Source organism: Pseudomonas sp. GD03944 (assembly GCF_029839275.1).
Lineage (GTDB): Bacteria > Pseudomonadota > Gammaproteobacteria > Pseudomonadales > Pseudomonadaceae > Aquipseudomonas.
This window is the reverse complement of sequence record NZ_JAOCAH010000001.1, coordinates 707453-732401: the sequence shown is the minus strand read 5'-3', so window position 1 is coordinate 732401 and position 24949 is coordinate 707453. Positions and strand designations below refer to the sequence as shown.

Genomic DNA, 24949 nt, shown 5'->3' with positions numbered 1-24949 from the left:
TCTGCGCAGAGGGTTGGCTAGAACAGTTCGACCTACATTTTTGGAATTGGTTTTATTCCGTTTGTCGCATTTTCAGCTGCGTCAGCTCGTTGCGCAGCGCTGCCACTTCGGCTTCCAGGGCGGTGACGCGCTCCAGGGCTTCGACCTGCTCGGTGACGTTTTTCTGGATGCCGATGAAGTAGGTCAGCTGATCGCCTTCATTGAACACCGGGGTGATCGACAGCTCGTTCCAGAACGAGGAACCGTCCTTGCGGTAGTTGCGGATAATCTGGCGGCAGGGCTTCTGCGATCTCACCGCTTCGCGAATGACTTCTAGACCGGCCTGATCGCGGTCGTCAGCCTGCAGGAAGCGGCAGTCCTGGTAGAGGATGTCTTCGCTGGGGTAACCGGTGAGTTGCTGAAACGCCGGATTGGCATAGATGAGAATGTTGTCCTCGCCTTCCTGCTCGGCAACCACGATGCCGTCGTTCGATGCCTCGATCACCAGCTGTAGCAGTTTGGCGTTGATCATGACGTGCTATTCCCGTTCTATTCGTTGCATTCTAAAACATCCGGTCCGGCTGTCCACTTGCGGCATAATGCGCGCGTTTTCTGCATGTTTCGGAGTTTTTCATGAAAGTCGCCATCCTGTCCGGGTCGGTCTACGGCACAGCCGAAGAAGTCGCCCGGCACGCCCAGCAACTGTTGAGTAACGCCGGTTTCGACGCGTGGCACAACCCGCGCGCCACATTGACGGACATCCAGGCCTTCGCGCCGCAGGCATTTCTGGTGGTGACCTCCACCACGGGCCTGGGTGAGCTGCCGGACAACCTGCAGCCGCTGTACTACGCCATCCGCGATAGCCTGCCGGCCTGGAGCGGCCTGCCCGGTGCGGTACTGGCCCTTGGGGACTCGAGCTACGGCGACACCTTCTGCGGTGGCGGCGAGCTGGTGCGCGAGCTCTACGCCGAGCTGGGCATTCGCGAAGTGATCGGCATGCTGCGCCTGGACAGCAGCGAAAGCGTCACCCCGGAAACCGATGCCGAGCCCTGGTTGGCCGAGTTCATCGCCGCGCTGCGTGGCTGAATCGATGTGGTGTTATCGCGGCTGAAGCCCCTCCCACGGACCGATGAAACCTGTGGGAGGGGCTTCAGCCGCGACTGTTTTATGCCCCGCCGGCCTTCGCCGAGCCCATCGGTGACTCGCACAGTCACTAAGCTGGCTACCAAGGCAACTCCCGTTCTGCATTCGGCTCGCTAGACTCCTTGCACTTCATAACAAGAACTACCGAGGTGTATGCGATGACCGTGATGTCCACCCTGAACGTCAAGAACCAGGTATCCGCCGCCGAATGGCAGACCCGCGTCGACCTCGCGGCCTGCTACCGCCTGATCGCCCTGCACGGCTGGGACGACCTGATCTTCACACACATTTCCGCCAAGGTGCCGGGGACCGAGGAGTTCCTGATCAACCCCTTCGGCCTGATGTTCCATGAGATCACCGCCTCCAGCCTGGTGAAGATCGACCTGGCGGGCAACAAACTCATGGACAGCCCCTACAGCATCAACCCGGCCGGCTACACCATCCACAGTGCAGTGCACGAGGTGCGCCACGAGGTCGAGTGCGTGCTTCACATCCACACCCCGGCGGGTATCGCGGTCTCCGCGCAGAAACAGGGCCTGTTGCCGCTGTCGCAGCAATCGCTGTTCGTTCTGTCGAGCCTGGCCTACCACGGTTATGAAGGCGTGGCCCTGAACCACGACGAGAAGGCCCGCCTGCAGGCCGACCTCGGCGACAAGAACTTCATGATCCTGCCCAACCACGGCCTGCTGACCGCCGCCAACACCATCGCTGATGCCTTCCTGATGATGTTCACCCTGCAGCGCGCCTGCGAGGCCCAGATCATGGCGCAGAGCGGCGGTGGCGAGCTGATCCATATCCCGCAGCAGATCCTCGACGGCGCCAAGGCCATGGTGGCCGGCGTGATGAAGAGTTCCCAGGGCATGGGCGGCGCGCTGGCCTGGCCGGCGTTGCTGCGCAAGCTCGACCAGCAGATGCCGGGCTACGCCAACTGATGGCCCTGGCCGGGATCACCCTGGACGCCTGGCGCGCCCAGGGCCACGAGCTGCCGTGGGCGGGCCAGCGCATTCGCTACTGGGAGGCCGGAGCGGGGGAGCCGCTGCTGCTGATCCATGGCTTTCCCACCGCCAGCTGGGACTGGCACTACCTCTGGCAGCCGCTGGCCCAGCGCTACCGGGTGATAGCCTGCGACATGCTCGGCTTCGGCGACTCGTCCAAGCCCCGCGGGCATGCCTACAGCCTGCTTGAGCAGGCCGACTTGCAGCAGGCCCTGCTGGCGCACCTGGGCATCGACGGGCCGCTGCACGTGCTGGCCCACGACTACGGCGACAGCGTGGCCCAGGAACTGCTGGCGCGGCACCACGAGGGGCGTATTCATCTGGCCAGCTGCGTGTTCCTCAACGGTGGCCTGTTTCCCGAGACGCACCACCCGGTGCTGACGCAAAAGCTGCTGCTCAGCCCGCTGGGGCCGCTGATCGGCCGGCTGTTCTCGCGCGCCAGCCTGGCGACCAACTTCGCCAAGGTGTTCGGCCCGCAGACCCAGCCCAGTACCGAGGAGCTGGACAGCTTCTGGTCGCTGATCCAGCGGGGCAACGGTCCGGCTATCATGCACCGCCTGATCCGCTACATGCCGGAACGCCGCCAGCAACGTGATCGCTGGGTCGCGGCCATGCAGCGCGGCGGGGTGCCGTTGCGGGTGATCGACGGCGCGGTCGACCCGATTTCCGGTGCGCACATGGTGGCGCGCTACCGCGAACTGATTCCCGAGCCCGATACCGTGCTGCTGGACGGCATCGGCCATTACCCACAAACCGAGGCACCCGAGCAGGTGCTCACGCATTACCTGGCGTTTCGCCGGGCTCTGGAGCAATAACGATGAAACGGCGTCAACTCTTGAAATGGACGGCATTGGGTGGCGTGGCGGCAGCGGGGGCAGGCTTCTGGGCGCTGACCACCGGCGAACAGCCGGGGGCACTGAGCATCAGTAGCGCGCAGGCGCTGTTGCGCAGCCTGGAAGGGCAATCCCTCACCAGCCTCAAGGGCTGGACGCCCACCGAGGTGTTCAACCACTGCGCGCAGAGCATCGAGTACTCGATCATCGGCTACCCGGAACTCAAACCGGCCTGGTTCCGCAGCAGTGTCGGCCCGCTGGCCTTCAGCGTGTTCGCCGCGCGGGGCGCCATGCGTCACCCGCTGGACGAGGCGATTCCCGGGGCGGCGGCGCTCGATGAGCCATCCAGCCAGGCGTTGGCATTGGCCCGTTTGCAACAAGCTTTTTCAGACTTCGCGGCGCACCAGGGCGAGTTGCGGCCGCATTTCGCCTATGGCGCATTGAGCCACGCCGACTACGCCGAGGCCCATGTCATGCACCTTTACAACCACATGAGCCTGATTCGCCCGGCCTGATCTTAGTCCCCTGAACGTCACGCGCCCCGGTGGTTTTGCGTCGGGGTCGGCGCCGCACCGCTGATCAAAAACATCGAACCCCGTGAACGAACGGGAGGTCGTCTTCTGTGTATGCACCCGAAACCAGAGGATGGAACGATGACTGATAAAACCAAGTTGTGCGCACTGATGTTCAGCGGCCTTCTGGCCTTCTCTGCGTTGCCTGCCATTGCGAGCAGCGGTCCTACCGATCCGGCAGGCCCCACCTCGCCAACCCCGCCCAGCATCCCGCCGGTCGATAGCGATACCGACATGAATAATGGTACCGATACCAACCCGAGCGGTGACGGCCGAGGCATCGGCACCGGCACCGGTGACGACACCGGCGATGGCACCGGCACCGCGCCTGGCAATCCGGGCGGTAACAATGGCGGTGGTGTCGACGGCGGCACCGGCCCTGGCACGGGCGGCTCCAGCACCGGCACCGGTGGTGGTACCGGCGGCTCCGGCAGTGGCGCCGGTGGCGGTGGCCAGTAACTGAATCGGTGGGCGACAGGATGATGTGATTATCCTGTCGCCTTATCGAACACTATTCGCGTCACTCGTATCTGTTGTGACCAAAGATCGCCTGCTGGACACTCCGGGACATAGTCAACCTGCCCAGGAGCTGCAGCATGAGCGACGCCATTCGTTTTCAAGACCAGGTCGTGATCGTCACCGGAGCCGGTGGTGGCCTCGGTCGCGCCCACGCCCTGTTGTTCGCCAAGCATGGCGCCAAGGTGGTGGTGAACGACCTCGGCGGCAGCACCCACGGTGAAGGCGCCAATGCCTCGGCGGCTGATCGCGTGGTCGCGGAAATCCGCGAAGCGGGCGGCACCGCCGTGGCCAACCACGACTCGGTGACCGACGGCGACAAGATCGTGCAGAACGCCTTTGACGCTTTCGGCCGTATCGACGCCGTGGTCAACAACGCCGGCATCCTGCGCGACAAGACCTTCCACAAGATGGAAGATGCTGATTGGGAACTGGTCTACAAGGTGCATGTCGAGGGCGCCTACAAGGTGACCCGCGCCGCCTGGCCGCACCTGCGCGAGCAAGGCTACGGCCGTGTGATCTTCACCTCGTCCACGTCCGGCATCTACGGCAACTTCGGCCAGTCCAACTACGGTATGGCCAAGCTCGGCCTGTACGGCCTGACCCGTACCCTGGCCATCGAAGGGCGCAAGAACAACATCCTGGTCAACGCCATCGCGCCCACTGGCGGCACGCGCATGACCGAAGGCCTGATCCCGCCCCAGGTGTTCGAGCAGCTCAAGCCCGAGCTGGTCAGCCCGTTGGTGGTGTACCTGGCCAGCCAAGCCTGCAATGAAACCTCGGGCCTGTTCGAAGTCGGTGGCGGCTGGGTCGGCAAGGTACGCTGGGAACGCAGCCTGGGCGCCGGCTTCGACCCGCGCCAGGGCTTCAGCCCGGAAGACGTGGCCGCCCACTGGCAGCAGATCTGCGATTTCGACGGCGCGGCGCACCCGGCCGATAACGTCGAGGCGCTCAAGGAAATGATGGCCAATTTGCAGAAGTTCGCCCTCTGATCGCGCCAGCCTGTCGGGGAGATCGGCCAGCGGGCTGATTTCCCGGCAGTAGGGATTTAAGGTGAAGGCCGGCATCTGCCGGCCTTTTTCATGCCCGTCGTATCGAGGTAGCCATGTCTGTGATTGTCGAGAAAAACGGCCCGGTCACTACCGTGTTGATCCACCGCGCCACCGTGCGCAATGCGGTCGACCGGCCCACCGCCGAGGCCCTGGTCGCCGCGTTGCGGGCCTTCGAGGCAGATGAGCAGGCGCTGGTGGCGGTGCTGGCTGGTGCTGGTGGGACGTTTTGTGCCGGGGCTGATCTGGCCGCCGTGGCCGAAGGCGGCGAGCGGCGCAACCGCCTGGAGCTCGACGGCGACGGCCCCATGGGACCGAGTCGCATGCAACTGGCCAAACCGCTGATCGCCGCCATTGAAGGCCACGCCGTGGCGGGTGGCCTGGAGCTGGCGCTGCTGGCGGATTTGCGGGTGATGGCAGCCGACGCCGTGCTTGGCGTGTTCTGCCGGCGCTTCGGCGTGCCGCTGATCGACGGCGGCACCGTGCGTTTGCCGCGGATCATCGGCCAGGGCCGGGCGCTGGACCTGATCCTCACTGGCCGTGCGGTGCTGGCCGACGAGGCATTGGCCATGGGCTTGGTCAATCGGGTGGTGCCGGCAGGCTCGGCGTTGGCAGCAGCCCGGCAGTTAGCGCGAGAATTGGCCGCCTTGCCCCAGCGTTGCCTGCTGGCCGACCGGGCCAGTGCCTATGCCCAGTGGGACCTGCCGTTCGACGAGGCGCTTGCCAACGAATTTCGCGGCGGCCTGTCCGTGATCGCGAGCGGCGAAACCCAGGCAGGCGCCCAGCGTTTCGCGGCAGGGCAGGGGCGAGCGGGCAAACCGGTTTCCTAGGCAGGCTGGGGGGCGTTGGGGACGCGGAGCGTCCCGGGCTGCATGCCCACGCGGAGCGTGGGAACGATCAGTAAAGACATCGCGCTCACCGTAGGAGCGGGCTTGCCCGCGAGCTCTTCTGTTTTATGTTGATGGCTCCCACGCTCCGCGTGGTAGCCGGATCCCGCGACGCTCCGCGTCGCCAGCGGTGGGGATGAAGGCCGGCGTTCTGTGATCGGACGCAGAGCGTCCTGGGGCTGCGTTCCCACGCGGAGCGTGGGAACGATCATGATCACGGCCGCGGCTCTGCACCGCTGCTCAGGACTTCCCGGGAATCCCGTATTTGCGCAGACGCATGGCGATGGCGCTGTGGGAGGTCTGCAGGCGGGCGGCCAGTTGGCGGCTGGAGGGGTGGCTGGCGTAGAGCTTTTCCAGCAGGGCCTTTTCGAAGCCCGACACGGCGGCTTCCAGGCTGCCGACTTCACCGTCCAGCGCCTGGGGAGCGACAGCGGTTCCGGCGATGTCCAGGTCGTCGATCTGCACCAGGTTGCTCTCGCAGATCGCCGCCGCGCGAAAGATCACGTTCTGCAGCTGGCGCACGTTGCCCGGCCAGCGGTTGCCCAGCAGCGCCGGGTAGGTGTCCGGGGCGAGGCGGCATTGCAGGCGCTGGATCTGCGCGCAGGCCTGCTGCATGAAATGACGGGCCAGCAGCAGGATGTCCTGGCCGCGCTCGCGCAGCGGCGGCACTTCCAGGTTGAGCACGTTGAGGCGGTAGAACAGGTCTTCGCGGAAGTCGCCTTCGCTGACCATCTTTTCCAGGTCGCGGTGGGTGGCGCTGAGGATGCGCACGTCCACCTTCACCTCGCGCTCGCCGCCGACCCGGCGGAAGGTGCCGTCGCTGAGAAAACGCAGCAGCTTGGCCTGCAGGTAGGGCGACATCTCGCCGATCTCGTCGAGAAACACCGTGCCATGGTTGGCCAGTTCCAGCAGGCCCGGCTTGCCGCCACGCTGGGCGCCGGTGAAGGCGCCTGGGGCGTAGCCGAACAGCTCGCTCTCGGCGAGGTTCTCCGGCAGCGCCGCGCAGTTCAGGGCGAGGAAGGGCGCGGCACTGCGCGCGCTGATGGCGTGGCAGCCCCGCGCCACCAACTCCTTGCCGGTGCCGGTCTCGCCCTGGATCAGCAGCGGTGCATCCAGGGCCGCGACGCGCTGGGCGCGGGCCTTGAGGGTGCGGATCGGCGCGGAGTCGCCGAGCAGCGAATCGAAACCTTCGGCATGGTCATGGTGCAGGGCGGCCAGGCGTTCGCCGATGCGGTTCGGCGCGTAAAGCGTCAGCAGGGCGCCGGCCAGTTGATCGGCGTCGGCGGCCTCGCTGATCGGCATGGCGTCGAGCAGCAGCGCCTGGCCGTTGAGCGTCACCTCGCGCAGCGGCAGGCGGAACTGCTGCTCCAGCAGGGCATTGAGCAGCGCCGGGTCGGCGAACAGCTCGCCCAGCGACAGGCCTTCGGGGTCCCGTTCACAGAGGGCGATCAGCGCCGGGTTGGCCAGCAGCACATCGCCTTTGCCGTCCACCGCCAGCACCGGATCGGTCATCGCTGCCAGCAGCGCGTCGAGCTGCAGGCGCCGGCGTTGCCCCGGCAGAATGTCGACCACCGTCACCGCCTGCACGCCGCGCACCTTGAACAAGGCTTCGCGCAACTCGTCGAGCACATCGGCGCTGAGGGTCGGCGCGTCGATGTAGACGTTCGGCGGCACCATTTCCACCGCATCCAGGTTCAGGTTGCGCCCACCGAGCAGCGCCAGGACTTCCTGGGTGATGCCGACGCGGTCGATGAAGGTCACGTGAATGCGCATGGAGAATGACGCTAGCCAAATACAGGGGCAGCAGTATGCCCGGTCTGCCTGGCTTAGTTAACCGAGGCCGTGAGAATGGCGTGGCAGCGGCATCGTTAACCTGAGCGTAAGAGAACGCCGGCGGGCTTGATTGATGCCTCGCGTACCGTCCTCCTAAGGTACGTCCACGACAGCGGAATTCGTGGAGTCTTCAATGCCAACAACACTCTCCCCACCCCCGCAGTGGTCGCGCCGCCGGGCCGAAAAGAACCGGCGTCTCGACCAGGTGCGTGCCCTGGCCGACGGCGTGGTATTGCCCCGTGAGCGGATCGTCGAGGCCCTGGAAGCGTTGATCGCTCCCGGCGACCGCGTGGTGCTCGAGGGCAACAACCAGAAGCAGGCGGACTTTCTCTCGCGTTCCATGGCCCAGGTCGACCCCGGGCGCCTGCACGATCTGCACATGATCATGCCCAGCGTCAGCCGCGCCGAGCACCTGGACCTGTTCGAGCGCGGCATCGCACGCAAGCTCGACTTCTCCTTCGCCGGGCCGCAGAGCCTGCGCATCAGCCAGTTGCTCGAAGACGGGTTGCTGGAAGTCGGTGCCATCCACACTTACATCGAGCTGTATTCGCGCCTGCTGGTGGACCTGATCCCCAACGTCGCCCTGGTCGCCGGATTCCAGGCCGACCGTCACGGCAATATCTACACCGGGCCGAGCACCGAGGACACGCCGGCGCTGGTGGAGCCCACCGCTTTCAGCGACGGCATCGTCATCTTCCAGGTCAACGAAATCGTCGACGAGCTGCCCCGGGTGGACATCCCGGCGTCCTGGGTGGATTTCGTGGTGGTGGCCGACAAGCCGTTCTACATCGAGCCGCTGTTCACCCGCGACCCGCGCCACATCAAGCCGGTGCACGTGCTGATGGCGATGATGGCGATCCGTGGCATCTATGAAAAACACAACGTGCAGTCGCTCAACCACGGCATCGGCTTCAACACCGCCGCCATCGAACTGATCCTGCCCACCTACGGCGAGTCCCTGGGCCTGAAAGGCAAGATCTGCCGCAACTGGACGCTCAATCCGCATCCCACCCTGATCCCCGCCATCGAGACCGGCTGGGTGGAGAGCGTGCACTGCTTCGGCACCGAGCTGGGCATGGAAGGCTACATCGCCCAGCGCCCGGACGTGTTCTTCACCGGCCACGACGGCTCGATGCGCTCCAACCGCCTGATGTGCCAGCTGGCCGGGCAGTACGCCGTGGACCTGTTCATTGGCGCGACCCTGCAGGTGGACGGCGACGGCCATTCCTCCACCGTGACCCGTGGGCGCCTGGCCGGGTTCGGCGGGGCGCCGAACATGGGCCACGACCCGCGTGGCCGCCGCCACAGCACGCCGGCCTGGCTGGACATGGCGACGCCGGGTGGCGAAGGCCCGGTGACCCTGCTCGAGCGCGGCAAGAAACTGGTGGTGCAGATGGTCGAGACCTTCCAGGAAGGCGGCAAACCCACCTTCGTCGAACGCCTGGACGCGGTGGACGTGGCGAAGAAAGCCGGCATGCCCCTGGCACCGATCATGATCTACGGCGACGACGTCACCCACCTGCTCACCGAAGAGGGCATCGCCTACCTGTACAAGGCGCGATCGCTGGAAGAGCGCCAGGCGATGATCGCCGCCGTGGCCGGCATCACGGCCATCGGCCTGCGCCATGACCCGAAACACACCGAACGCATGCGCCGTGAAGGGCTGATCGCACTGCCGGAAGACCTCGGCATCCGCCGCACCGATGCCTCCCGCGAGCTGCTGGCCGCCAAGAGCATCGCCGAACTGGTCGAGTGGTCCGGTGGCCTCTACAACCCGCCCGCCAAGTTCAGGAGTTGGTGATGAGCGCACGTTCAGTCATTCAACCGCTGTCGTTCCCCGACTACCTGGCGGACCTGGCCGTGGAGGCGCTGATCGACGAGGCCGACCTGTCGCCCAAGCCGGGCCTGGTCGATCGTCGCGGCAGTGGCGCCCACACCGACCTGCACCTGGGGCTGATGCATGCTTCGGCGCTGTCGTTGTGGCCGACCTTTGGTGCCATGGCTGAGGCCGCGCAGGTCACTGGCGAGGTGTGCCCGTTCCTGCGCGAGGCCCTGGGCCGCATTGGCCGAGAGGGTGAAGTGGAGATGCTGCGCGTCACCGGCGGCGTCAACACCCACCGTGGCGCGATCTGGGCCCTCGGCCTGCTGTGCGCCGCCGCGGCGCTGGACCCTTCGGCCCTGGAGCCGCAGGCGGTGGCCAGTCGCGCCGCCCGCCTGGCGCGCCTCGGCGACCCGGGCGCACCCACCAGCGGTGATAGCCACGGTGCCCAGGTCTGCCGCCTGTACGGCGTGCGCGGTGCCCGGGAGGAAGCCCAATTGGGCTTTCCGGCGGTGGTGCAACTGGCCCTGCCGCAACTGCAACGCAGCCGTGCCGAGGGCGCGGGCGAGCAGAACGCCCGGCTCGATGCACTGCTGGCGATCATGACCACCCTCAGCGACACCTGCGTGCTCTACCGCGCCGGCCTGGCCGGGCTCAGCTGCATGCAGCGCGGCGCCCGGGCGGTGCTGGAGGCGGGCGGCAGCGGCACCTTGCCCGGGCGCCGCACGTTGCGCCAGCTGGAGCACGACATGCTGCGCCTGCGGGCCTCGCCCGGCGGCGCCGCCGATCTGCTGGCCGCCACCCTGATGCTCGACCGCCTGGCCCCCGCGCCAGCGCAGATATAGGAGACGTTGCACATGGAAACCCTGTCCTTTGCATTCCCGGCCGGCCAGCCGGCCCGAGGCCGCGCCCAGGTCGGCTGCGTCGGTTCCGGTGACCTGGAGGTCCTGCTGGAACCGGGTGAAACCGGCACCCTGGCAATCCAGGTGGTGACCTCGGTGAACGGCGCCGCCGCGCGCTGGCAGCACCTGTTCGAGCGCATGTTCGCCGGCCAGGTGCTGCCGGCGCTGCGCATCGATATCCACGACTTCGGGGCGACCCCCGGGGTGGTGCGCCTGCGCCTCGAACAAGGGCTGGAGGAGATCGCCCATGACTGACACCGCCCAGTTGCTCAAGCACCGCAGCTTCGTCGAGCTGGACGCCCGCCAGCGGGCCCGCGCCTTGCTCGACCCTGGCAGCTTTCGTGAATTGCTCGACCCCTTCCAGCGCATCATGTCGCCCTGGCTGGCGCGCCAGGGCGTGGTGCCCCAGGCCGACGATGGTGTGGTAGTCGCCAAGGGCAGCCTGGACGGCCACCCGGCCGTGATCGCTGCCATCGAGGGCAACTTCCAGGGCGGCAGCATGGGCGAAGTCGGCGCGGCGAAGATCGCCGGCGCCCTGGAACTGGCCGTGGAGGACAACCGCCAGGGCATTCCCACCCGCGCCGTGCTGCTGCTGGAAACCGGTGGCGTGCGCCTGCAGGAGGCCAACCTCGGCCTGGCGGCCATCGCCGAAATCCATTCGGCCATCGTCGAGCTGCGTCAGTACCAGCCGGTGATCGGTCTGATCGCCGGCAGTGTCGGCTGTTTCGGTGGCATGGGCATCGCCGCCGGGCTGTGCAGCTACCTGCTGGTCACCCGCGAAGCGCGCCTGGGGCTGAACGGCCCGCAGGTGATCGAACAGGAAGCCGGAGTGGAGGAGTACGACTCGCGCAACCGGCCCTTCATCTGGAGCCTGACCGGCGGCGAGCAGCGTCACGCCAGCGGCTTGGCGGACCATTACGCCGAAGATGACGTGGATGCCCTGCGCCAGGCACTGCTCAGCCTGTTCGCACAGGGGCAACCGGCGGTGCTGCGCAGCCAGCGCCACGCCGATTACCTCGCGCGCCTGCAACGCCTGCCCGAGGGGCAGCTCGACGCCAACGGTGCACGCCGCCTGCTCACAGGAGAAACGCCATGAGCCTTGCACAACCGAGCCGTGGGATGACCTGGTTCCAGGCCCTCAGCGAGCAGAGCGGGGAAACCCCGGGGCTGCCGGCGTCGATCCGGGTCGCCGACGGCCTGCTTGGCGACCTGCCGGCCCGCTACCTGGCGCTGGTGCCGGATGCGGCCAACCCGTTCCCCCGTGCCCGCCAGGGTGAAGCCGGCCTGCTGGAAGGCTGGGGCCTGGCCCGTGCGGTGGATGAGGTGATCCAGGCCGATGCCAGTGCTGCGGCGCGGCGGGTGCTGGTGGTCATCGTCGACGTGCCGAGCCAGGCCTATGGACGGCGTGAAGAGGCCCTGGGCATCCACCAGGCCCTGGCCGCGGCGGTGGACAGTTACGCTCGGGCGCGCCTGGCCGGGCACCCGGTGATTGCCCTGTTGGTGGGCAAGGCGATGTCCGGTGGTTTTCTCGCCCATGGTTACCAGGCCAACCGCATGATCGCCCTGCGCGATCCCGGGGTGATGGTGCACGCCATGGGCAAGGAGTCCGCTGCGCGCATCACCCTGCGCACCGTGGAGGCCCTCGAAGCGCTGGCGGTGGAGAACCCGCCCATGGCCTACGACGTCGACAGCTACGCGGCGCTGGGCCTGCTGTGGAAAACCCTGGATGTGGGCAGCGTGCTGCAGCCGTCCGAAACCGACGTCGCCACGGTGACGGCGGCCCTACAACAGGCGCTGGACGACATCTATCACGGCCCGCGCGACCTGTCCGGCCGCCTGGGTTCGCCGCTGCGTGCGGCCTCCCGCAAGGTGCGGGAGCGGTTGCGCGAACAGTGGTAGAGAACCTGCGGCCCCACGACCTGCTGTGGGGCTTCACCGCCAAACACCTGCCAGCGGATGCGCCGGCCTGGTGCCGGGCGGCCCTGCTCGACGCGCCGCCGGTGGTGGTGCGCCGTGCACCGCCACGCCGGGGCTGGGTGGCGGTCGGCCTGCGCGGCAGCGGGCGCGCCGAACGCTGCCCGGCCTGGTTGCCCGTGTCGGCGGTCCGCGCGCTGTTATCCCCTGAACACCTGTCCCAGCGCCTGCCTGAGCGCGGCATGCACCTGCCGGTGTGGCAGACGCTGGTGAAGCTGCGCCCGCTGCTCGATGCCAGTCGCCTGGGCTGGGGCGTGACCGGCAGCGCCGGCTTCGAGTTGGCCAGCGGTTTGCCGGTAACCCATGCCGGCAGCGACCTCGACCTGCTGTTGCGTACCCCTGAACCCCTGGCGCGATCGACTGCCCGGCAACTGTTGGACGCACTGGGCGCAACACCGTGCAAGGTCGATATCCAACTGCAGACCCCCCTTGGCGGCGTGGCCCTGGCCGAATGGGCCAGGGCGCCGGCGCGGGTCATGGTCAAGGGCGAGCAGGGGCCGCTGCTGGTGACCGATCCCTGGGAGGGAGTTCCGGCATGAGCACATTGCTGGTGTTTCCCGGGCAGGGCGCCCAGCGTGTGGGCATGCTCCAGGACCTGCCCCGGGCCTTTCTGCAGCACTGCAGCGAGGTGCTGGGCGAGCCCGTGCAGCAGCTGGACAGCGCCGAGGCCCTGCGCTCCACCCGCGCCGTGCAGCTGTGCCTGCTGATCGCCGGGGTGCAGGCCTGGCAGCGCATCCAGCAGGAAGGCGGACGGGCCGACTACGTGGCGGGTCTGTCCATCGGCGCCTATCCGGCGGCGGTCGCGGCGGGCAGCCTGGCGTTCGAGGATGCCCTGCGCCTGGTGAGCCTGCGTGGACAACTGATGCACGACGCCCATCCCCAGGGCTACGGCATGACCGCCATCCTCGGCCTGGAGGTGGGCGAACTGGAGCCGTTGTTGCAGCAGGCCCAGGCCGCCGGTGACGCGGTGTACCTGGCCAATATCAATGCCACCCGGCAACTGGTGGTGTCCGGTGCGGACGCGGCCATGGCTCGCCTCGCCGAAGCGGCCCGCGAGCGTGGTGCCACCTGCGCACGGCGGCTGGCGGTCAGCACGCCGTCGCACTGTGTTTTGCTCGCCTCGCAGGCCGAACAGCTGGCCGAAGCCATGGCCGACATTGCTTGGCAGGCGCCGCGCCTGCGCTACCTCAGCGGCTCCACCGCGCGTCTGCTGCGTGACGCCGAGGCCCTGCGCGACGACCTGGCCTTCAACATGTGCCGCCCCATCGACTGGGCCGGCACCCTGGTCGGCGCCTACGAGCGCGGTGTGCGCCTGCAGGTGGAACTGCCACCCGGCACCGTGCTCACCGGCCTGGCCCGCGCGGTGTTCACCGAAGGCCGCGTCGCCGCCTTTGAGGCCACCCGCCTCGACAGCCTGCTCGCCCTGATGCGCGACGAACAGCAGCGCGCCTGAGCCCTCCGGAACACAGATGCGCCCACCCATAGGAGCGGGCTTGCCCGCGAGCTCGGCGGCCTGTGTCGCGCCACTGATCCACCGGTTGAAACGAAAAACTCGCGGCTGAAGCCCCTCCCACGGTAGCGCAGCACCAAACCCCTCAGGGACCTCCACCGCAAACGCGGCTCATTGTAGGAGCGGCTTCAGCCGCGAGCTCGGCGTCCTGCGCCGCGCCGTAGATATATCGGTAAGACAAAAAAGCTCGCGGGCAAGCCCGCTCCTACAGGTATGCAGAACTTCGCACGTGGGCGTACATCTGTAGGAGCGGCTTCAGCCGCGAGCTCGGCGGTATCTGCCTCGCCGCTGATCTACCGGGTGAAGCAAAAGCTCGCGGCTAAAGCCCCTCCCACGGTAGAGCAGCATCATTCGTCCTACCGCAGTCCGTAGGGTGGATGACGCTTTTTTCATCCACCGTGCTTCTACGCTCCACCCCATTCCCCAGCCATAAAAAAAGGGCGGGTTTCTTGCGAAAGCCCGCCCCGAATCGGCAGCTCGATTTACGTGATGGCGGGGCCCATCACGTAGTCCGGCAGGAAGGTGGCGATCTGGGGGAATACACACATGATCAGGATCGCCAGCACCATCACCAGCACATAGGGCAGGGCGCCCCAGAGGATGTCGCGGGTCGCGATCTGTGGCGCGATCCCTTTGATGACGAACAGGTTCAGCCCCACCGGCGGGGTGATCAGGCCGATTTCCATGTTGATGGTCAGGATCACCGCGAACCAGTAAGGGTCGAAGCCCGCCTGGATGACGATGGGATACAGCAGTGGCGCCGACATCACGATCACCGCCACTGGCGGCAGGAACAGCCCGGCCACCAGCAGGAACAGGTTGATCACGCCCATCAGCACCCAGCGGTTCACCTCCAGCGCGGCGATGGTTTCGGCCAGCGTCTGGGTGATATAGAGCGACGACAGCGAGAAGGCGAACAGTTCGGCCGAGGCCATGATCATCATGATCATGACGCTTTCACGCATGCCGGAGCCGAAGATCTCGTTGAAGGTGCGCATCTTGAACAGGCGATAGACCACGACCACCACCAGCAGCGTCAACATGGCCCCGGCGCCGGCGGCTTCGGACGGCGTTGCCACCCCACCGTAGAGCACATACAGGATCGCGACGATGATCAGCAGCAGCGGCAGCACGCGAGGCAGGATCGCCAGCTTGTCACGCAGGGTATAGACCACCGCGCTGGCGTCGAAGCGGTACCCCTTGCGGCGGGCGTCGATCAGCGACCAGCACATGAACATGGCGGTCAGCATCAACCCCGGCACCACCCCGGCCAGGAACAGGCGGCCGATGGAGGTTTCCGTGGCGATGCCGTAGACGATCATGGTCACCGACGGCGGCAGCAGGATGCCCAGGGTGCCGCCGGCGGCGATCGAACCGGTGGCTACCGAATCCGGGTAGCCGCGCTTGACCATCTCCGGGATGCCCATCTTGCCGATGGCCGCGCAGGTGGCCGGGCTCGACCCGGTCATGCCGGAGAACACCGCGCAGGCGCCAATGTTCGACAGCACCAGGCCGCCCGGCACCTTGTACATCCAGCGGTCCAGGGCGCGGTACAGGTCCGCGCCGGCGGGTGTGCCGGCGACGATGGCGCCCATCAGCACGAACATCGGAATCGAGACGAATGCCAGGTTGCCGATGCCGGCGAACATGGTTTCGGCGACCACCCCGATCACGTCGGGGCCCATCGCCATGAACAGCCCGCCCATGGCCGCCAGGCCCAGGGCGAAGGCGATCGGCATGCCCGTGCCGAGAAACACGAACAGGGCGCAGATCAGGAGGATACCTGCCATGGTTGGGGTCATTTCACGTCTCCCAGCGGCTGAGGATGCAGAACGGCGTCGTCACGTTGGGCCGGCGCGGGGTGCTCCAGCGTTGGCGCCGGCTCCTCCTCGGGGTGCCAGAGCTTCATGATCTCCACCACGTACTGCAGGCACAGCAGGGCGAAACCCACGAGCATCGGCGTGGCGGGAATCCACAGCGGGATGGCGGTGATGGTCGGGGTGGTCCAGCCGCCTTCCCAGGCTTCGAACACGTAGATGGCGCTGGCGATGCTCATCAGGGCGCAGAACAGCAGGCCCAGCAGCGAGCTGAGCAACCGCAGCCAGCGGCGCTTGCCAGAGGACAGCAGCAGCTCCACCACGTCCACGCCGACATGGCCTTTTTTCATCAGTACATACGGTGCGCCGATGAAAATGGCAGCAGTGGCGGAGAACACCACCACCTCGGTCTGCCAGATCGTCGGGGACTTGAACAGGTAACGCATGAGGATCATCTGGCACATGATCACCATGGCCACGATCAGCAGCAGCGCGGATATGGCGCCGCATGCACGCGACAGGGTCTCGACGGCGAGAATCAGGCGTCTGGACATGGGAACTCCTTGAGAACCCATCCAACGTCGATCGCATGTCGCTCCTGCATCAGGTGCAGGTTCCGGCTCGCGGGGACGTCGAACAGGGGCTGACACTTCGGCTCCCCGGCACGGTGCCGGGGAGGGGCACGTTCACAGGGCCGCCGCGCAGCGCGGCCCGCTCAGGCGATCACTGCACGGCCAGGGCCTTGTCCAGCAGTTCCTGGCCGCCCTTCACTTTCTCGGCGAAGTATTTGTACGACGATTCGCGCGCCACCTGCATCCAGGCGTCGTGCTGTTCCTTGCTCAGTTTCACCACCTCCACGCCGGCCTTGGTGAAGGTCTCGACCATGCGCTGTTCGCCCTTCGGACCTTCCTCGGTGAAGTACGCCTCGGCTTTTTTCGCAGCCGCCAGCAGTGCGTCCTTTTGCGCCTGGTTCAGGCGTTCGAAGGTCTTCTTGGAAATCAGCACCGGCTCGTACATGAACCACAGCGCGTTTTCGCCCGGTGCGGTGAGGCACTTCACCTGCTCGTACAGGCGGTACGACACGAAGCTGTCGTTGGAGGTGTTGGCGGCATCGAGCACGCCGGTCTGCATGCCAGTGTAGATTTCCGAGGAGGGCATCGAGGAGATCGAGGCCCCGGCGGCAGACAGCATGTTCTCGAACGCCGGGCCGGCGGCACGAATCACCTGGCCCTTGATGGTGTCCGGTGAGGTGATGCACTGCTGCTTGGAGGCGAAACCGCCGGCGAGCCAGGCGTCAGCGAGGATGATCGCCCCGTTTTTCTCGGCCAGGGCATGAATCTCCTTCATGAAGTCCGACTTGTTCAGGCGCTCGGCGTGTTCGTAGTTGTGCACCAGGCCCGGCATCAGGGTGGCGGAGAACTGCGGCACGCGGCCCGAGGCGTAGTCCAGCGGCAGGGCGGTCATGTCGAGTTGGCCGCGGGTCATCGCGCCCCATTGCTCGTTGGCCTTGTACAGCGAGGACGCCGGGAAGATCTGGATCTTCAGGTCGACATTGGCGGCGGCCACTTCGCGGGCAATGATCTGGACCATTTCGTCGCGTGGGTCACCCTGGTTGCCAGGGAACTGGTGGGACGCGCGCAGTGTGACGGGTTGGGCCACGGCAGCAGCGCTGGCGGCCAGCAGCATGGCGGCTGCGGAAGTGCGGAGGAGGGCGTTCATGAGGTTTCTCCTAGTTGACGCATCAGAACCACGCGTGGCGGCTCATAGTTGTTTTTATTTCAGGTCACCGGGTCTTTCTTGTTGTGCGTCGTGCGGGCGTGGCCCGAACTGGGTGTCAAACTAGCCGGCGGGGGAGAACGGATCAATTAAGCACCCCCCGTGACCATTACGGCCAGGTTAATGGTCAGCGGGAGCGTCGACGGCAGAGGGGCGGCGGCTTTGGTACATGCGGCATTCGGCGACCAGGGCGAGGAGGTTCGGGTCGCGTTCCTTGGCCTTCAGAAACACCACGCCGATCTGTTGTTGCAGGCGGTAACGCGCCTGGAGGGGAATCAGCCGCACGCGGTTTTCGTACACCGCGGCGATCCGTCCCGGCAGCAGGGCATAGCCCACCCCGGAACTGACCATGCTGAGCAGGGTGAAGATGTCGTTAACCTGCATCGCCACCTTGGGCTCGAAGCCGGCCTGCTGGAACACCCGGGCGCCGTCCTGGTGGGTGGCGAAGCCCTGGGTCAGGGTGATGAAGGTCGAATCGCAGAGGTCCGCCAGGTCCACTTCGCGCTGTTCGGCGAAGGGCGAATCCACCGGCACGGCGAGGAAGATGTCGTCGGTGAACAGCGGCAGCTGTTCGCAGTCCGGGTCGTTACCGGTGTCGTGCAGCGCCACTAGGATGGCGTCCAGCTCCATGTTCTTGAGCTTGTACAGCAGGTCGACGTTGGAGCCGAGGATCAGGTCGATGTTCAGCGCGCTGCGGCGCAGCTTCAGGCCCATGATCAGCTGCGGCACCGTCTTCACCGTCAGCGAGTACAGCGCGCCGAGCTTGAAGCGCTCGGCAGAGAACCCCGCCGCCTCGCGGGTCTGGCGCACCGTGTCGACCACTTCCTGCACCAGCTTCTGGGCCCGTTCTTCCAGCACGTAGGCGCTTTCCAGCGGGATCAGGTTGCGCCCTTCGTGCTTGAACAGCGGGCAGCGCAGGGCACTTTCGAGGGAGTGGATGGCGCGGTGCACGCTGACGTTGCTGGTGTTCAGCTCGCTGGCGGCCCGCGCCAGGTTGCCGCTGCGCATGAATGCCAGAAAGATTTCCAGCTTTTTCAGGGTGAGTTCTTCGTCGATCAGCATCGTCCCTGGCCTTGAAGCGAATACGAAGGCCCAGTGTGCCGCATTGGCGCGGCACACAGATTAAGCCATTAGTTGTACTCAGCCGCAGGTGATGCGAACGATCGATTCGGCCTCGTCGATATCGATGTTCAGGCGTTGCGAGTTGTAGTCCATGGTCACCGCGTCGCCGGGGGAGAGCACGCGGGTGGTCTGCGCGCCGGCCTGGGACTGCGCCTGGTCGACCAGCTCGCGGGTCACGGTCTGGCCCAGCAGGTCCTGCACCGCTTCGGCATTGCAGCGGCCGTCCGGGTTGGCTGGCTTGTCGGCCTGCTCCGGGGTGTCGACCGAGCTGCAACCCGCCAGGACGGCGACCAGGGCAAAGGCGGAAAGGTGTGTGAAACGCATGGTGAACTCCTCATAACGGTGCGCCCGAGAAACGGCGCCTTGGCAATCCTGCCGTGCATCGCCCGCGGCCGCTTGAGCGGGGCCGTGCAGGTGATCAGGCACGAAGTCAGCAGCACAATACCGCAGACCGCTGGCGCATGCTGCCCCGCCGTCACGTTTTGGGTAAAGCCCGCAGCGTCAGGTCGAGACGCGCCCCGGGAGGCGAGGCATTTTCAGCCGCACCAACTGGCCAGGCGCCTGTCTGCACTGTGAAGGCGCACCGGTATTGTGCGTGCGCTGTCACATGGATTTACAATCGTCTTTTTTCCTGCCTAAGGAGGTCCCGTGCACTCGGTGATCTCGATCCAACAGTTGAGCAAGACCTACGCCAGCGGCCACCCGGCCCTGCAAACCATCGACCTGGATATCCACAAGGGCGAAATCTTCGCCCTGCTCGGGCCCAACGGCGCGGGCAAGACCACCCTCATCAGCATCATCTGCGGCATCGTCAACCCGGGCGGCGGCCGTGTGCTGGTCGGCGGCAAGGACATCGTCCGCGAGTACCGCGCGGCCCGTTCGCAGATCGGCCTGGTGCCGCAGGAACTGGTCAGCGACGTGTTCGAAACCGTCTGGGCCACCGTGACCTTCAGCCGCGGCCTGTTCGGCAAGAAACCTGACCCCGCCTACCTGGAACAGCTGCTCAAGGACCTGTCGCTGTGGGACAAGCGCAACGCCAAGATCATGGAACTGTCCGGCGGCATGAAGCGCCGGGTGATGATTGCCAAGGCGCTCTCCCACGAGCCGCAGATCCTATTCCTCGACGAACCCACCGCCGGGGTGGACGTGGAGCTGCGCCGCGACATGTGGAACATGGTGCGGCGCCTGCGCGAGCGCGGGGTGACCATCATCCTCACCACGCACTACATCGAAGAAGCCGAGGAAATGGCCGACCGCATCGGGGTCATCAGCAAGGGCCGCATCATCCTGGTCGAAGACAAGCAGGTGCTGATGCACAAACTCGGCAAGAAGCAGCTGACCCTGCACCTGCAGCACCCGCTGTCGTGCATTCCCGCGGAGCTTGCCAGCTACCCGCTGGAACTCACCGATTCGGGGCACGCCCTGGTGTTCACCTTCGACACCCAGCGCGAGCACACCGGCATCGCCGACCTGCTGAAGAACCTGGCGCAGCACGGCATCGACTTCAAGGACCTGCAGTCCAGCCAGAGTTCGCTGGAGGAGATTTTCGTGGAACTGGTCAAAGGGGCACGGGCATGAATTTCTACGCGATCCGCGCCATCTACCTGTTCGAGCTGGCCCGCACTTGGCGCACCCTGCTGCAGAGCATCGCCACCCCGGTGATCTCCACCTCGCTGTACTTCGTGGTGTTCGGCTCGGCCATCGGCTCGAGCATGACCCAGGTGCACGGTGTCAGCTACGGCGCCTTCATCGTGCCGGGGCTGATCATGCTGGCGCTGCTCACCGAGAGCATCTCCAATGCCTCGTTCGGCATCTACATGCCCAAGTACTCCGGGAGCATCTACGAGCTGCTGTCGGCGCCGGTGTCCTACCTGGAAATCCTCATCGGCTACGTCGGGGCGGCGGCCACCAAGTCGATCATCCTCGGCCTGATCATCCTGATCACGGCGCGTCTGTTCGTCGACTTCGAGATCCAGCACCCGATCTGGATGGCGGCGTTCCTGATCCTCACCGCGCTGACCTTCAGCCTGTTCGGCTTCATCATCGGCGTGTGGGCCGACGGCTGGGAGAAACTGCAGATCGTTCCGGCGCTGATCGTCACTCCGCTGACTTTCCTCGGCGGCGCCTTCTACTCGATCAGCATGCTGCCGCCGGCCTGGCAGACCGTGACCCTGTTCAACCCGGTGGTGTACCTGATCAGTGCGTTCCGCTGGAGCTTCTACGGCGTGTCGGACGTCAACGTGGTGGTCAGCCTGGGCATGATCCTCGGCTTCCTGGCGCTGTGCATCCTCGCCGTGGGCTGGATCTTCAAGACCGGTTACCGCCTCAAGAACTGAGGCGGCATGCCCGCCCGTAGGCCGAGCGCCACGGGCGGGCCGTTTCCACTGTGCGTGTGTGGAGCAGGCCATGAATACCGACATGCAGCAGTTGTTGGCCACCCTCTACCGCGAGGAATCGCGGCGGGTGCTGGCGACCCTGATCCGCCTGCTGGGGGATTTCGACCTCGCTGAAGAGGCGCTGCATGATGCCTTTCGTGCGGCCTTGGAACAGTGGTCCCGCGACGGCGTGCCGGCCAACCCCCGCGCCTGGCTGGTGTCGGCGGGGCGCTTCAAGGCCATCGACCAGATCCGCCGCCAGGCGCGCTTCACCCCGCTGGACGACCACGACGAGCTGCCCGCCGACGACACGGTGGAGCTGGCCGAGAGCGTCGAAGACGACCGTTTGCGCCTGATCTTCACCTGCTGCCACCCGGCCCTGGCCAGCGACGCCCAGGTGGCCTTGACCCTGCGGGAAATCTGCGACCTCACCACCGAAGAAATCGCCCGGGCCTTCCTCAGCACGCCCAGCACCGTGGCACAGCGCATCGTGCGTGCCAAGAACAAGATCCGTGACGCTGGCATCCCCTATGAAGTACCGGCCCGCAGCGAACTGCCGGGGCGTCTGGAGGCCGTGCTGCGGGTCATCTACCTGGTGTTCAACGAAGGCTACTTCGCCAGCTCCGGCGACTCGCTGACCCGCAGCCACCTCTCCAGCGAAGCCATCCGCCTGTGCCGGCTGCTCCATGAGCTGCTGCCCGAGCCGGAGGTCATGGGCCTGCTGGCGCTGATGCTGCTGCACGAATCCCGCCGCGCCGCGCGCACCTCCGAGAGCGGCGAAGTGATTCTGCTGGACGAGCAGGACCGCAGCCTGTGGAACGCCGAGCTGATCGCCGAAGGCGAGGCGCTGGTGTTGCAATCGCTCAACAGCGGGCGCTTCGGTGCCTATACCCTGCAAGCGGCCATCGCTGCCGTGCATGCCGAAGCCCCGTCGGTGGCGCAAACCGACTGGGCGCAGATCGTCGGCCTCTACGACGCCCTGCTGCAACGCACGCCGTCGCCGGTCATCGAACTCAACCAGGCGGTGGCCATTGCCATGTACGAGGGGCCGCAGGCCGGTCTGGCGCGGGTCGAGGCGCTGTTCGAGCGGGGTGAACTGACTGACTACCACCTGGCCTACGCCGCCCAGGCCGACTTCCACCGCCGCCTCGGCAACGTGGCCGAGGCGCGCGCCGCCTACCAACGCGCGCTTGAACTTACCCAGCAGAATGCGGATCGACAGTTCTTGCAGCGGCGATTGCGCGAGCTGGGGGAGGGGCCGTAACAAGGGGCGATTCTCCCGTGCTGCCCAGGGCAGCCAGCACGCTCGCCGAGCCGTTCCATGTCGGTTCAGTGAGGGAGAACAACAATGAAACGTACGATTGGATGGGCCTGTGCCCTGTTGCTGCAGGCCGCTGTCGTAGGCAGCTACGCGCTGCCGGTGGCGAACCTCAGCCACGCCGCGGCATTTCCCGGTGGTTGCGAGAAGGCCGGGCCCCAGCCGGATACCTTGCCCGGCGCACAAAGCACCACCTACAGCAACACCGGCAAACGCGACCTTCGCCTGCACGTGTTCGCCCCCGCCGACAACGCCAAGCCGCGCCCGGCCATCCTGTTCTTCTTCGGTGGCGGCTGGCGCACCGGCACCATCAACGCCTTCGTGCAGCCGGCCAAGGCCTTTACCGAACTGGGCTACGTCACCGTGCTGGCCGACTATCGCGTGCAATGCCGCGACGGCTCCAGCCCGCTGGATTCGCTGGACGACGCCGAAGCCGCCTACGCCTGGCTGCGCGCCCACACCGAGGCCTACAACATCGACCCCAAACGCCTGGTGCTGGCAGGCGACTCGGCCGGCGGCCACCTGGCCCTGGCCACCGGTCTGCGTGCACCCGAGGCGGAGAAGCCCGCCGCGCTGATCCTCTTCAACCCGGTGGTCGACCTCGTGGCCCCGGCGCCGAGACACCTCAAGGCGCGAGCCAGTGAAATCTCACCCAGCGAAATGCCCACCCAAGGCATGCCGCCGACCATCGTGTTCCACGGCGACAAAGACCTCACCGTACCCATCCAGACCGTGCGCGACTTCTGCCAACGCGCCGAGGCCAGCGACGCGGTGTGTCAGCTGCAGGAATATGCCGGGGTCGGGCACGGCTTCTTCAAGAGCAAGCCGCTCTACACTGAAACCCAGCTCCGGGCCGTGAGGTTTCTCGATCAGCAGGGCATCTCGCCCGAGGCGTATCAGCAGCGGGCCGGTCGGTAACCGATCCAAGCTGGCCGGGCGCGTGAATACGCCCGGCCATCAAAGCGGCAGCGCTCAAACCAAGGGCTGCCGCGCCTCCTGCTCCAACCCCTCGATACACGTGCGCACCGTGGCCTTGGCCATCTCCACCAGGTACGCACAAGCCTGGCCGACCTGCTCGCTGTCGGGCGCGCCCGGCTCGTTCAGTCGTATTGCCAGGCTTTCCGCCACATCCAGCAGGCAATACACACTGCCCAACGCATCCGCCACCGGCACGCCCGCTTGCACGGCGAACAACGGCTGCCGCGCGGCATTGCACGGGTGAAAGGTGGTGTGGGTGGTCGTGGCCATGCGTGGCGTGCAGGGAAGAGTGTGAAGCGGGGTGGGATGGTCCGTCATGGTGGAGCTCCTAGAGTTGGAGCTGCCAGCCTTCGTCGCCAAACGAAATGGGGTGGCAGCTGTGCGCAGGTTGGCGAACCGGGACTCTAGGCTACCCGGCACCCCCGAAGGAGTCCCACGCACAGCCGCCATAACACGAACGTGCAGGCACAAAAAAAGCGCCTGCTGATCGGATGGTGGGCGCCTGTGCGCCTAGAGATACTCGGGTCGCCAAACCCGGCCGCTGAATTGGCAGCGACGGGCGAACTATAGGCGCGGGTGGGGTTGGGAGGCAAGGTGGGGGAGAGGCGGGGGTATAGGCTGATTCATACCAAAACGAAAGGATATTGCCGTCCTTTAGCTGCCTTGCGAATGTGCAGAGTCAGCTTCGCTAACGTTTTCTCAGGGCTTTGCAGCCATTTTTGCTGATCATGCAGTGATTTTTCGACAGGCCTGCTAGACAGCTATATGGCTGGATAGTAGCGTCTAGCTATTACATGCCTCGTTTCACGCCGGCCTAATGCTGGGGTAACGAAAAACGTGTTTCCATAAAATTACAAGGAAGAACTAATGCCAAGGATAGAACCAACACTTAGCGGCGTAAGCGAGGAAGTAGAAAATCCTTACCAGTTGAGCGAAGCTCAGTTGGTTGACGACGATGTGGTGACATTTTCAAAGCCAAGGGTTTTTGATCTTTCAGGGCGAATTTCCCTGTCAAACTATTGGTTGTTTCATATGGCTTTTGTCGTGGGTGTACCTACCTGCTTGTTGGCATTTTTCATATTCGGCCTGCAGCCTCAACCAATGGTTCTATTTTTAGCTGCCGTCACTGTGCTGGTTTTTTCCTGTTTGCTTTCTACAACTCTATTGATGCGCCGTGCTCGTGATCTGAGCTGGAGCCCTGCGTGGGGGATCATCGCTATGCTTCCATTTATAGGGCTTTTGATCATGCTGCCGTTGGTCCTTTTGCCAGGTAGAAAAGTAAAAAATAAGTATGGCTCACCTAATGCGTTAATGTCTAATAGGGAGAAGATTTTTACCTGTCTTTTAATTGTGATTGTCTGCTTGGGCATAACTGCGTTGTTTGCGTATTTTCCCAAGTACGGTATGGCTGAATTTTTTAATTGGTTCTTCAGCTATTGGGGCGGTGTGCAGTAAGTTAATCATATGGCGCGGGGCGCTCTGTTTACTGATTGCAGTGAAGTTTTTCGATTGATCGAAAAGTTGGTTTCTTGAGATTTTTAGATTTTAACG

Annotated in this window: 27 protein-coding genes; 19 read left to right on the top strand and 8 right to left on the bottom strand. The window is 65.5% G+C overall.

Going from position 1 to position 24949, the window contains the following annotated elements:
* Positions 1 to 52: 52 nt before the first annotated feature.
* A complete protein-coding gene (locus N5C28_RS03570; protein WP_279820211.1) occupies positions 53 to 511 on the bottom strand; it encodes a PAS domain-containing protein in 459 nt (152 codons plus the stop codon).
* A gap of 101 nt (positions 512 to 612) precedes the next feature.
* Between N5C28_RS03570 and N5C28_RS03565 the strand changes: the two genes are divergently transcribed.
* From N5C28_RS03565 to N5C28_RS03535, 7 genes are all read left to right on the top strand, one after another.
* A complete protein-coding gene (locus tag N5C28_RS03565) occupies positions 613 to 1065 on the top strand; it encodes a flavodoxin (protein ID WP_279820207.1) in 453 nt (150 codons plus the stop codon).
* Positions 1066 to 1280: 215 nt separating this feature from the next.
* Positions 1281 to 2054, top strand: coding sequence for a class II aldolase/adducin family protein (locus tag N5C28_RS03560; RefSeq protein ID WP_279820203.1), 774 nt, complete (start codon positions 1281 to 1283; stop codon positions 2052 to 2054).
* Positions 2054 to 2932 carry an alpha/beta hydrolase gene (locus N5C28_RS03555; protein ID WP_279820200.1) on the top strand — a complete coding sequence of 293 codons (879 nt, stop codon included), beginning with the start codon at positions 2054 to 2056 and terminating at the stop codon, positions 2930 to 2932. The genes N5C28_RS03560 and N5C28_RS03555 overlap by 1 nt, the downstream gene beginning before the upstream one ends.
* Before the next feature lie 2 nt (positions 2933 to 2934).
* Complete coding sequence (locus N5C28_RS03550; RefSeq protein WP_279820196.1) at positions 2935 to 3465, top strand: DUF1569 domain-containing protein; 531 nt, start codon at positions 2935 to 2937, stop codon at positions 3463 to 3465.
* 291 nt (positions 3466 to 3756) lie between these two features.
* On the top strand, positions 3757 to 3981 hold the full coding sequence (locus N5C28_RS03545; RefSeq protein WP_279820195.1) for a hypothetical protein: 225 nt from the start codon (positions 3757 to 3759) through the stop codon (positions 3979 to 3981).
* 137 nt (positions 3982 to 4118) lie between these two features.
* Positions 4119 to 5030: an SDR family oxidoreductase gene (locus N5C28_RS03540; protein ID WP_279820194.1), complete on the top strand. Its 912-nt coding sequence runs from the start codon at positions 4119 to 4121 to the stop codon at positions 5028 to 5030.
* A 113-nt stretch (positions 5031 to 5143) separates the two neighbouring features.
* Complete coding sequence (locus N5C28_RS03535; RefSeq protein WP_279820193.1) at positions 5144 to 5917, top strand: crotonase/enoyl-CoA hydratase family protein; 774 nt, start codon at positions 5144 to 5146, stop codon at positions 5915 to 5917.
* 297 nt (positions 5918 to 6214) lie between these two features.
* Here N5C28_RS03535 and N5C28_RS03530 read toward each other — a convergent pair whose 3' ends face one another.
* The gene (locus N5C28_RS03530) at positions 6215 to 7747 is read right to left on the bottom strand and encodes a sigma-54-dependent transcriptional regulator (protein WP_279820192.1); all 1533 of its coding nucleotides are present in this window, start codon (positions 7745 to 7747) and stop codon (positions 6215 to 6217) included.
* 193 nt (positions 7748 to 7940) lie between these two features.
* On the opposite strand from N5C28_RS03530, the gene mdcA reads away from it, so the two are divergent.
* The 7 genes from mdcA to mdcH are packed head-to-tail and all read left to right on the top strand — an operon-like array spanning position 7941 to position 13955.
* A complete protein-coding gene (gene mdcA, locus N5C28_RS03525; RefSeq protein ID WP_279820191.1) occupies positions 7941 to 9608 on the top strand; it encodes a malonate decarboxylase subunit alpha in 1668 nt (555 codons plus the stop codon).
* Entirely contained in the window at positions 9608 to 10471 is an 864-nt protein-coding gene (locus N5C28_RS03520; RefSeq protein ID WP_279820190.1) for a triphosphoribosyl-dephospho-CoA synthase, read from the top strand. The genes mdcA and N5C28_RS03520 overlap by 1 nt, the downstream gene beginning before the upstream one ends.
* A 12-nt stretch (positions 10472 to 10483) precedes the next feature.
* Positions 10484 to 10783: a malonate decarboxylase subunit delta gene (locus tag N5C28_RS03515; protein WP_279820189.1), complete on the top strand. Its 300-nt coding sequence runs from the start codon at positions 10484 to 10486 to the stop codon at positions 10781 to 10783.
* Positions 10776 to 11624, top strand: coding sequence for a biotin-independent malonate decarboxylase subunit beta (locus N5C28_RS03510; RefSeq protein ID WP_279820188.1), 849 nt, complete (start codon positions 10776 to 10778; stop codon positions 11622 to 11624). The genes N5C28_RS03515 and N5C28_RS03510 overlap by 8 nt, the downstream gene beginning before the upstream one ends.
* A complete protein-coding gene (gene mdcE, locus N5C28_RS03505; RefSeq protein WP_279820187.1) occupies positions 11621 to 12427 on the top strand; it encodes a biotin-independent malonate decarboxylase subunit gamma in 807 nt (268 codons plus the stop codon). The genes N5C28_RS03510 and mdcE overlap by 4 nt, the downstream gene beginning before the upstream one ends.
* Positions 12421 to 13041: a malonate decarboxylase holo-ACP synthase gene (locus N5C28_RS03500; RefSeq protein WP_279820186.1), complete on the top strand. Its 621-nt coding sequence runs from the start codon at positions 12421 to 12423 to the stop codon at positions 13039 to 13041. The genes mdcE and N5C28_RS03500 overlap by 7 nt, the downstream gene beginning before the upstream one ends.
* The gene (gene mdcH / locus N5C28_RS03495) at positions 13038 to 13955 is read left to right on the top strand and encodes a malonate decarboxylase subunit epsilon (protein WP_279820184.1); all 918 of its coding nucleotides are present in this window, start codon (positions 13038 to 13040) and stop codon (positions 13953 to 13955) included. Before N5C28_RS03500 ends, mdcH begins: the two co-directional genes overlap by 4 nt.
* Positions 13956 to 14494: 539 nt before the next feature.
* Here mdcH and N5C28_RS03490 read toward each other — a convergent pair.
* The 5 genes from N5C28_RS03490 to N5C28_RS03470 form a co-directional block, all read right to left on the bottom strand.
* Positions 14495 to 15802, bottom strand: coding sequence for a TRAP transporter large permease (locus N5C28_RS03490; protein ID WP_279820180.1), 1308 nt, complete (start codon positions 15800 to 15802; stop codon positions 14495 to 14497).
* A gap of 8 nt (positions 15803 to 15810) precedes the next feature.
* Positions 15811 to 16383: a TRAP transporter small permease gene (locus N5C28_RS03485; RefSeq protein WP_279820177.1), complete on the bottom strand. Its 573-nt coding sequence runs from the start codon at positions 16381 to 16383 to the stop codon at positions 15811 to 15813.
* Positions 16384 to 16552: 169 nt separating this feature from the next.
* A complete protein-coding gene (gene dctP, locus N5C28_RS03480) occupies positions 16553 to 17548 on the bottom strand; it encodes a TRAP transporter substrate-binding protein DctP (protein WP_279820175.1) in 996 nt (331 codons plus the stop codon).
* Between the two features lie 177 nt (positions 17549 to 17725).
* Positions 17726 to 18667: a LysR substrate-binding domain-containing protein gene (locus tag N5C28_RS03475; RefSeq protein WP_279820171.1), complete on the bottom strand. Its 942-nt coding sequence runs from the start codon at positions 18665 to 18667 to the stop codon at positions 17726 to 17728.
* A gap of 78 nt (positions 18668 to 18745) precedes the next feature.
* A complete protein-coding gene (locus N5C28_RS03470; RefSeq protein ID WP_279820168.1) occupies positions 18746 to 19051 on the bottom strand; it encodes an I78 family peptidase inhibitor in 306 nt (101 codons plus the stop codon).
* Positions 19052 to 19375: 324 nt separating this feature from the next.
* Here N5C28_RS03470 and N5C28_RS03465 point away from each other — a divergent pair, with 324 nt between their 5' ends.
* The 4 genes from N5C28_RS03465 (at position 19376) to N5C28_RS03450 (ending at position 23338) form a co-directional block, all read left to right on the top strand.
* A complete protein-coding gene (locus N5C28_RS03465) occupies positions 19376 to 20305 on the top strand; it encodes an ABC transporter ATP-binding protein (protein WP_279820166.1) in 930 nt (309 codons plus the stop codon).
* Complete coding sequence (locus N5C28_RS03460) at positions 20302 to 21063, top strand: ABC transporter permease (RefSeq protein ID WP_279820164.1); 762 nt, start codon at positions 20302 to 20304, stop codon at positions 21061 to 21063. Before N5C28_RS03465 ends, N5C28_RS03460 begins: the two co-directional genes overlap by 4 nt.
* Before the next feature lie 70 nt (positions 21064 to 21133).
* Positions 21134 to 22366 (top strand): RNA polymerase sigma factor, encoded by a 1233-nt coding sequence (locus tag N5C28_RS03455; RefSeq protein ID WP_279820161.1) that lies wholly within the window; start codon positions 21134 to 21136, stop codon positions 22364 to 22366.
* An 84-nt stretch (positions 22367 to 22450) separates the two neighbouring features.
* Positions 22451 to 23338 carry an alpha/beta hydrolase gene (locus N5C28_RS03450; RefSeq protein ID WP_279820159.1) on the top strand — a complete coding sequence of 296 codons (888 nt, stop codon included), beginning with the start codon at positions 22451 to 22453 and terminating at the stop codon, positions 23336 to 23338.
* 54 nt (positions 23339 to 23392) lie between these two features.
* Here the strand turns inward: N5C28_RS03450 and N5C28_RS03445 are convergent, their stop codons facing one another.
* The gene (locus N5C28_RS03445; RefSeq protein ID WP_279820157.1) at positions 23393 to 23716 is read right to left on the bottom strand and encodes a DUF3077 domain-containing protein; all 324 of its coding nucleotides are present in this window, start codon (positions 23714 to 23716) and stop codon (positions 23393 to 23395) included.
* A gap of 549 nt (positions 23717 to 24265) precedes the next feature.
* Between N5C28_RS03445 and N5C28_RS03440 the strand changes: the two genes are divergently transcribed.
* A complete protein-coding gene (locus N5C28_RS03440; RefSeq protein WP_279820129.1) occupies positions 24266 to 24853 on the top strand; it encodes a DUF805 domain-containing protein in 588 nt (195 codons plus the stop codon).
* The last annotated feature ends 96 nt before the right edge of the window (positions 24854 to 24949 follow it).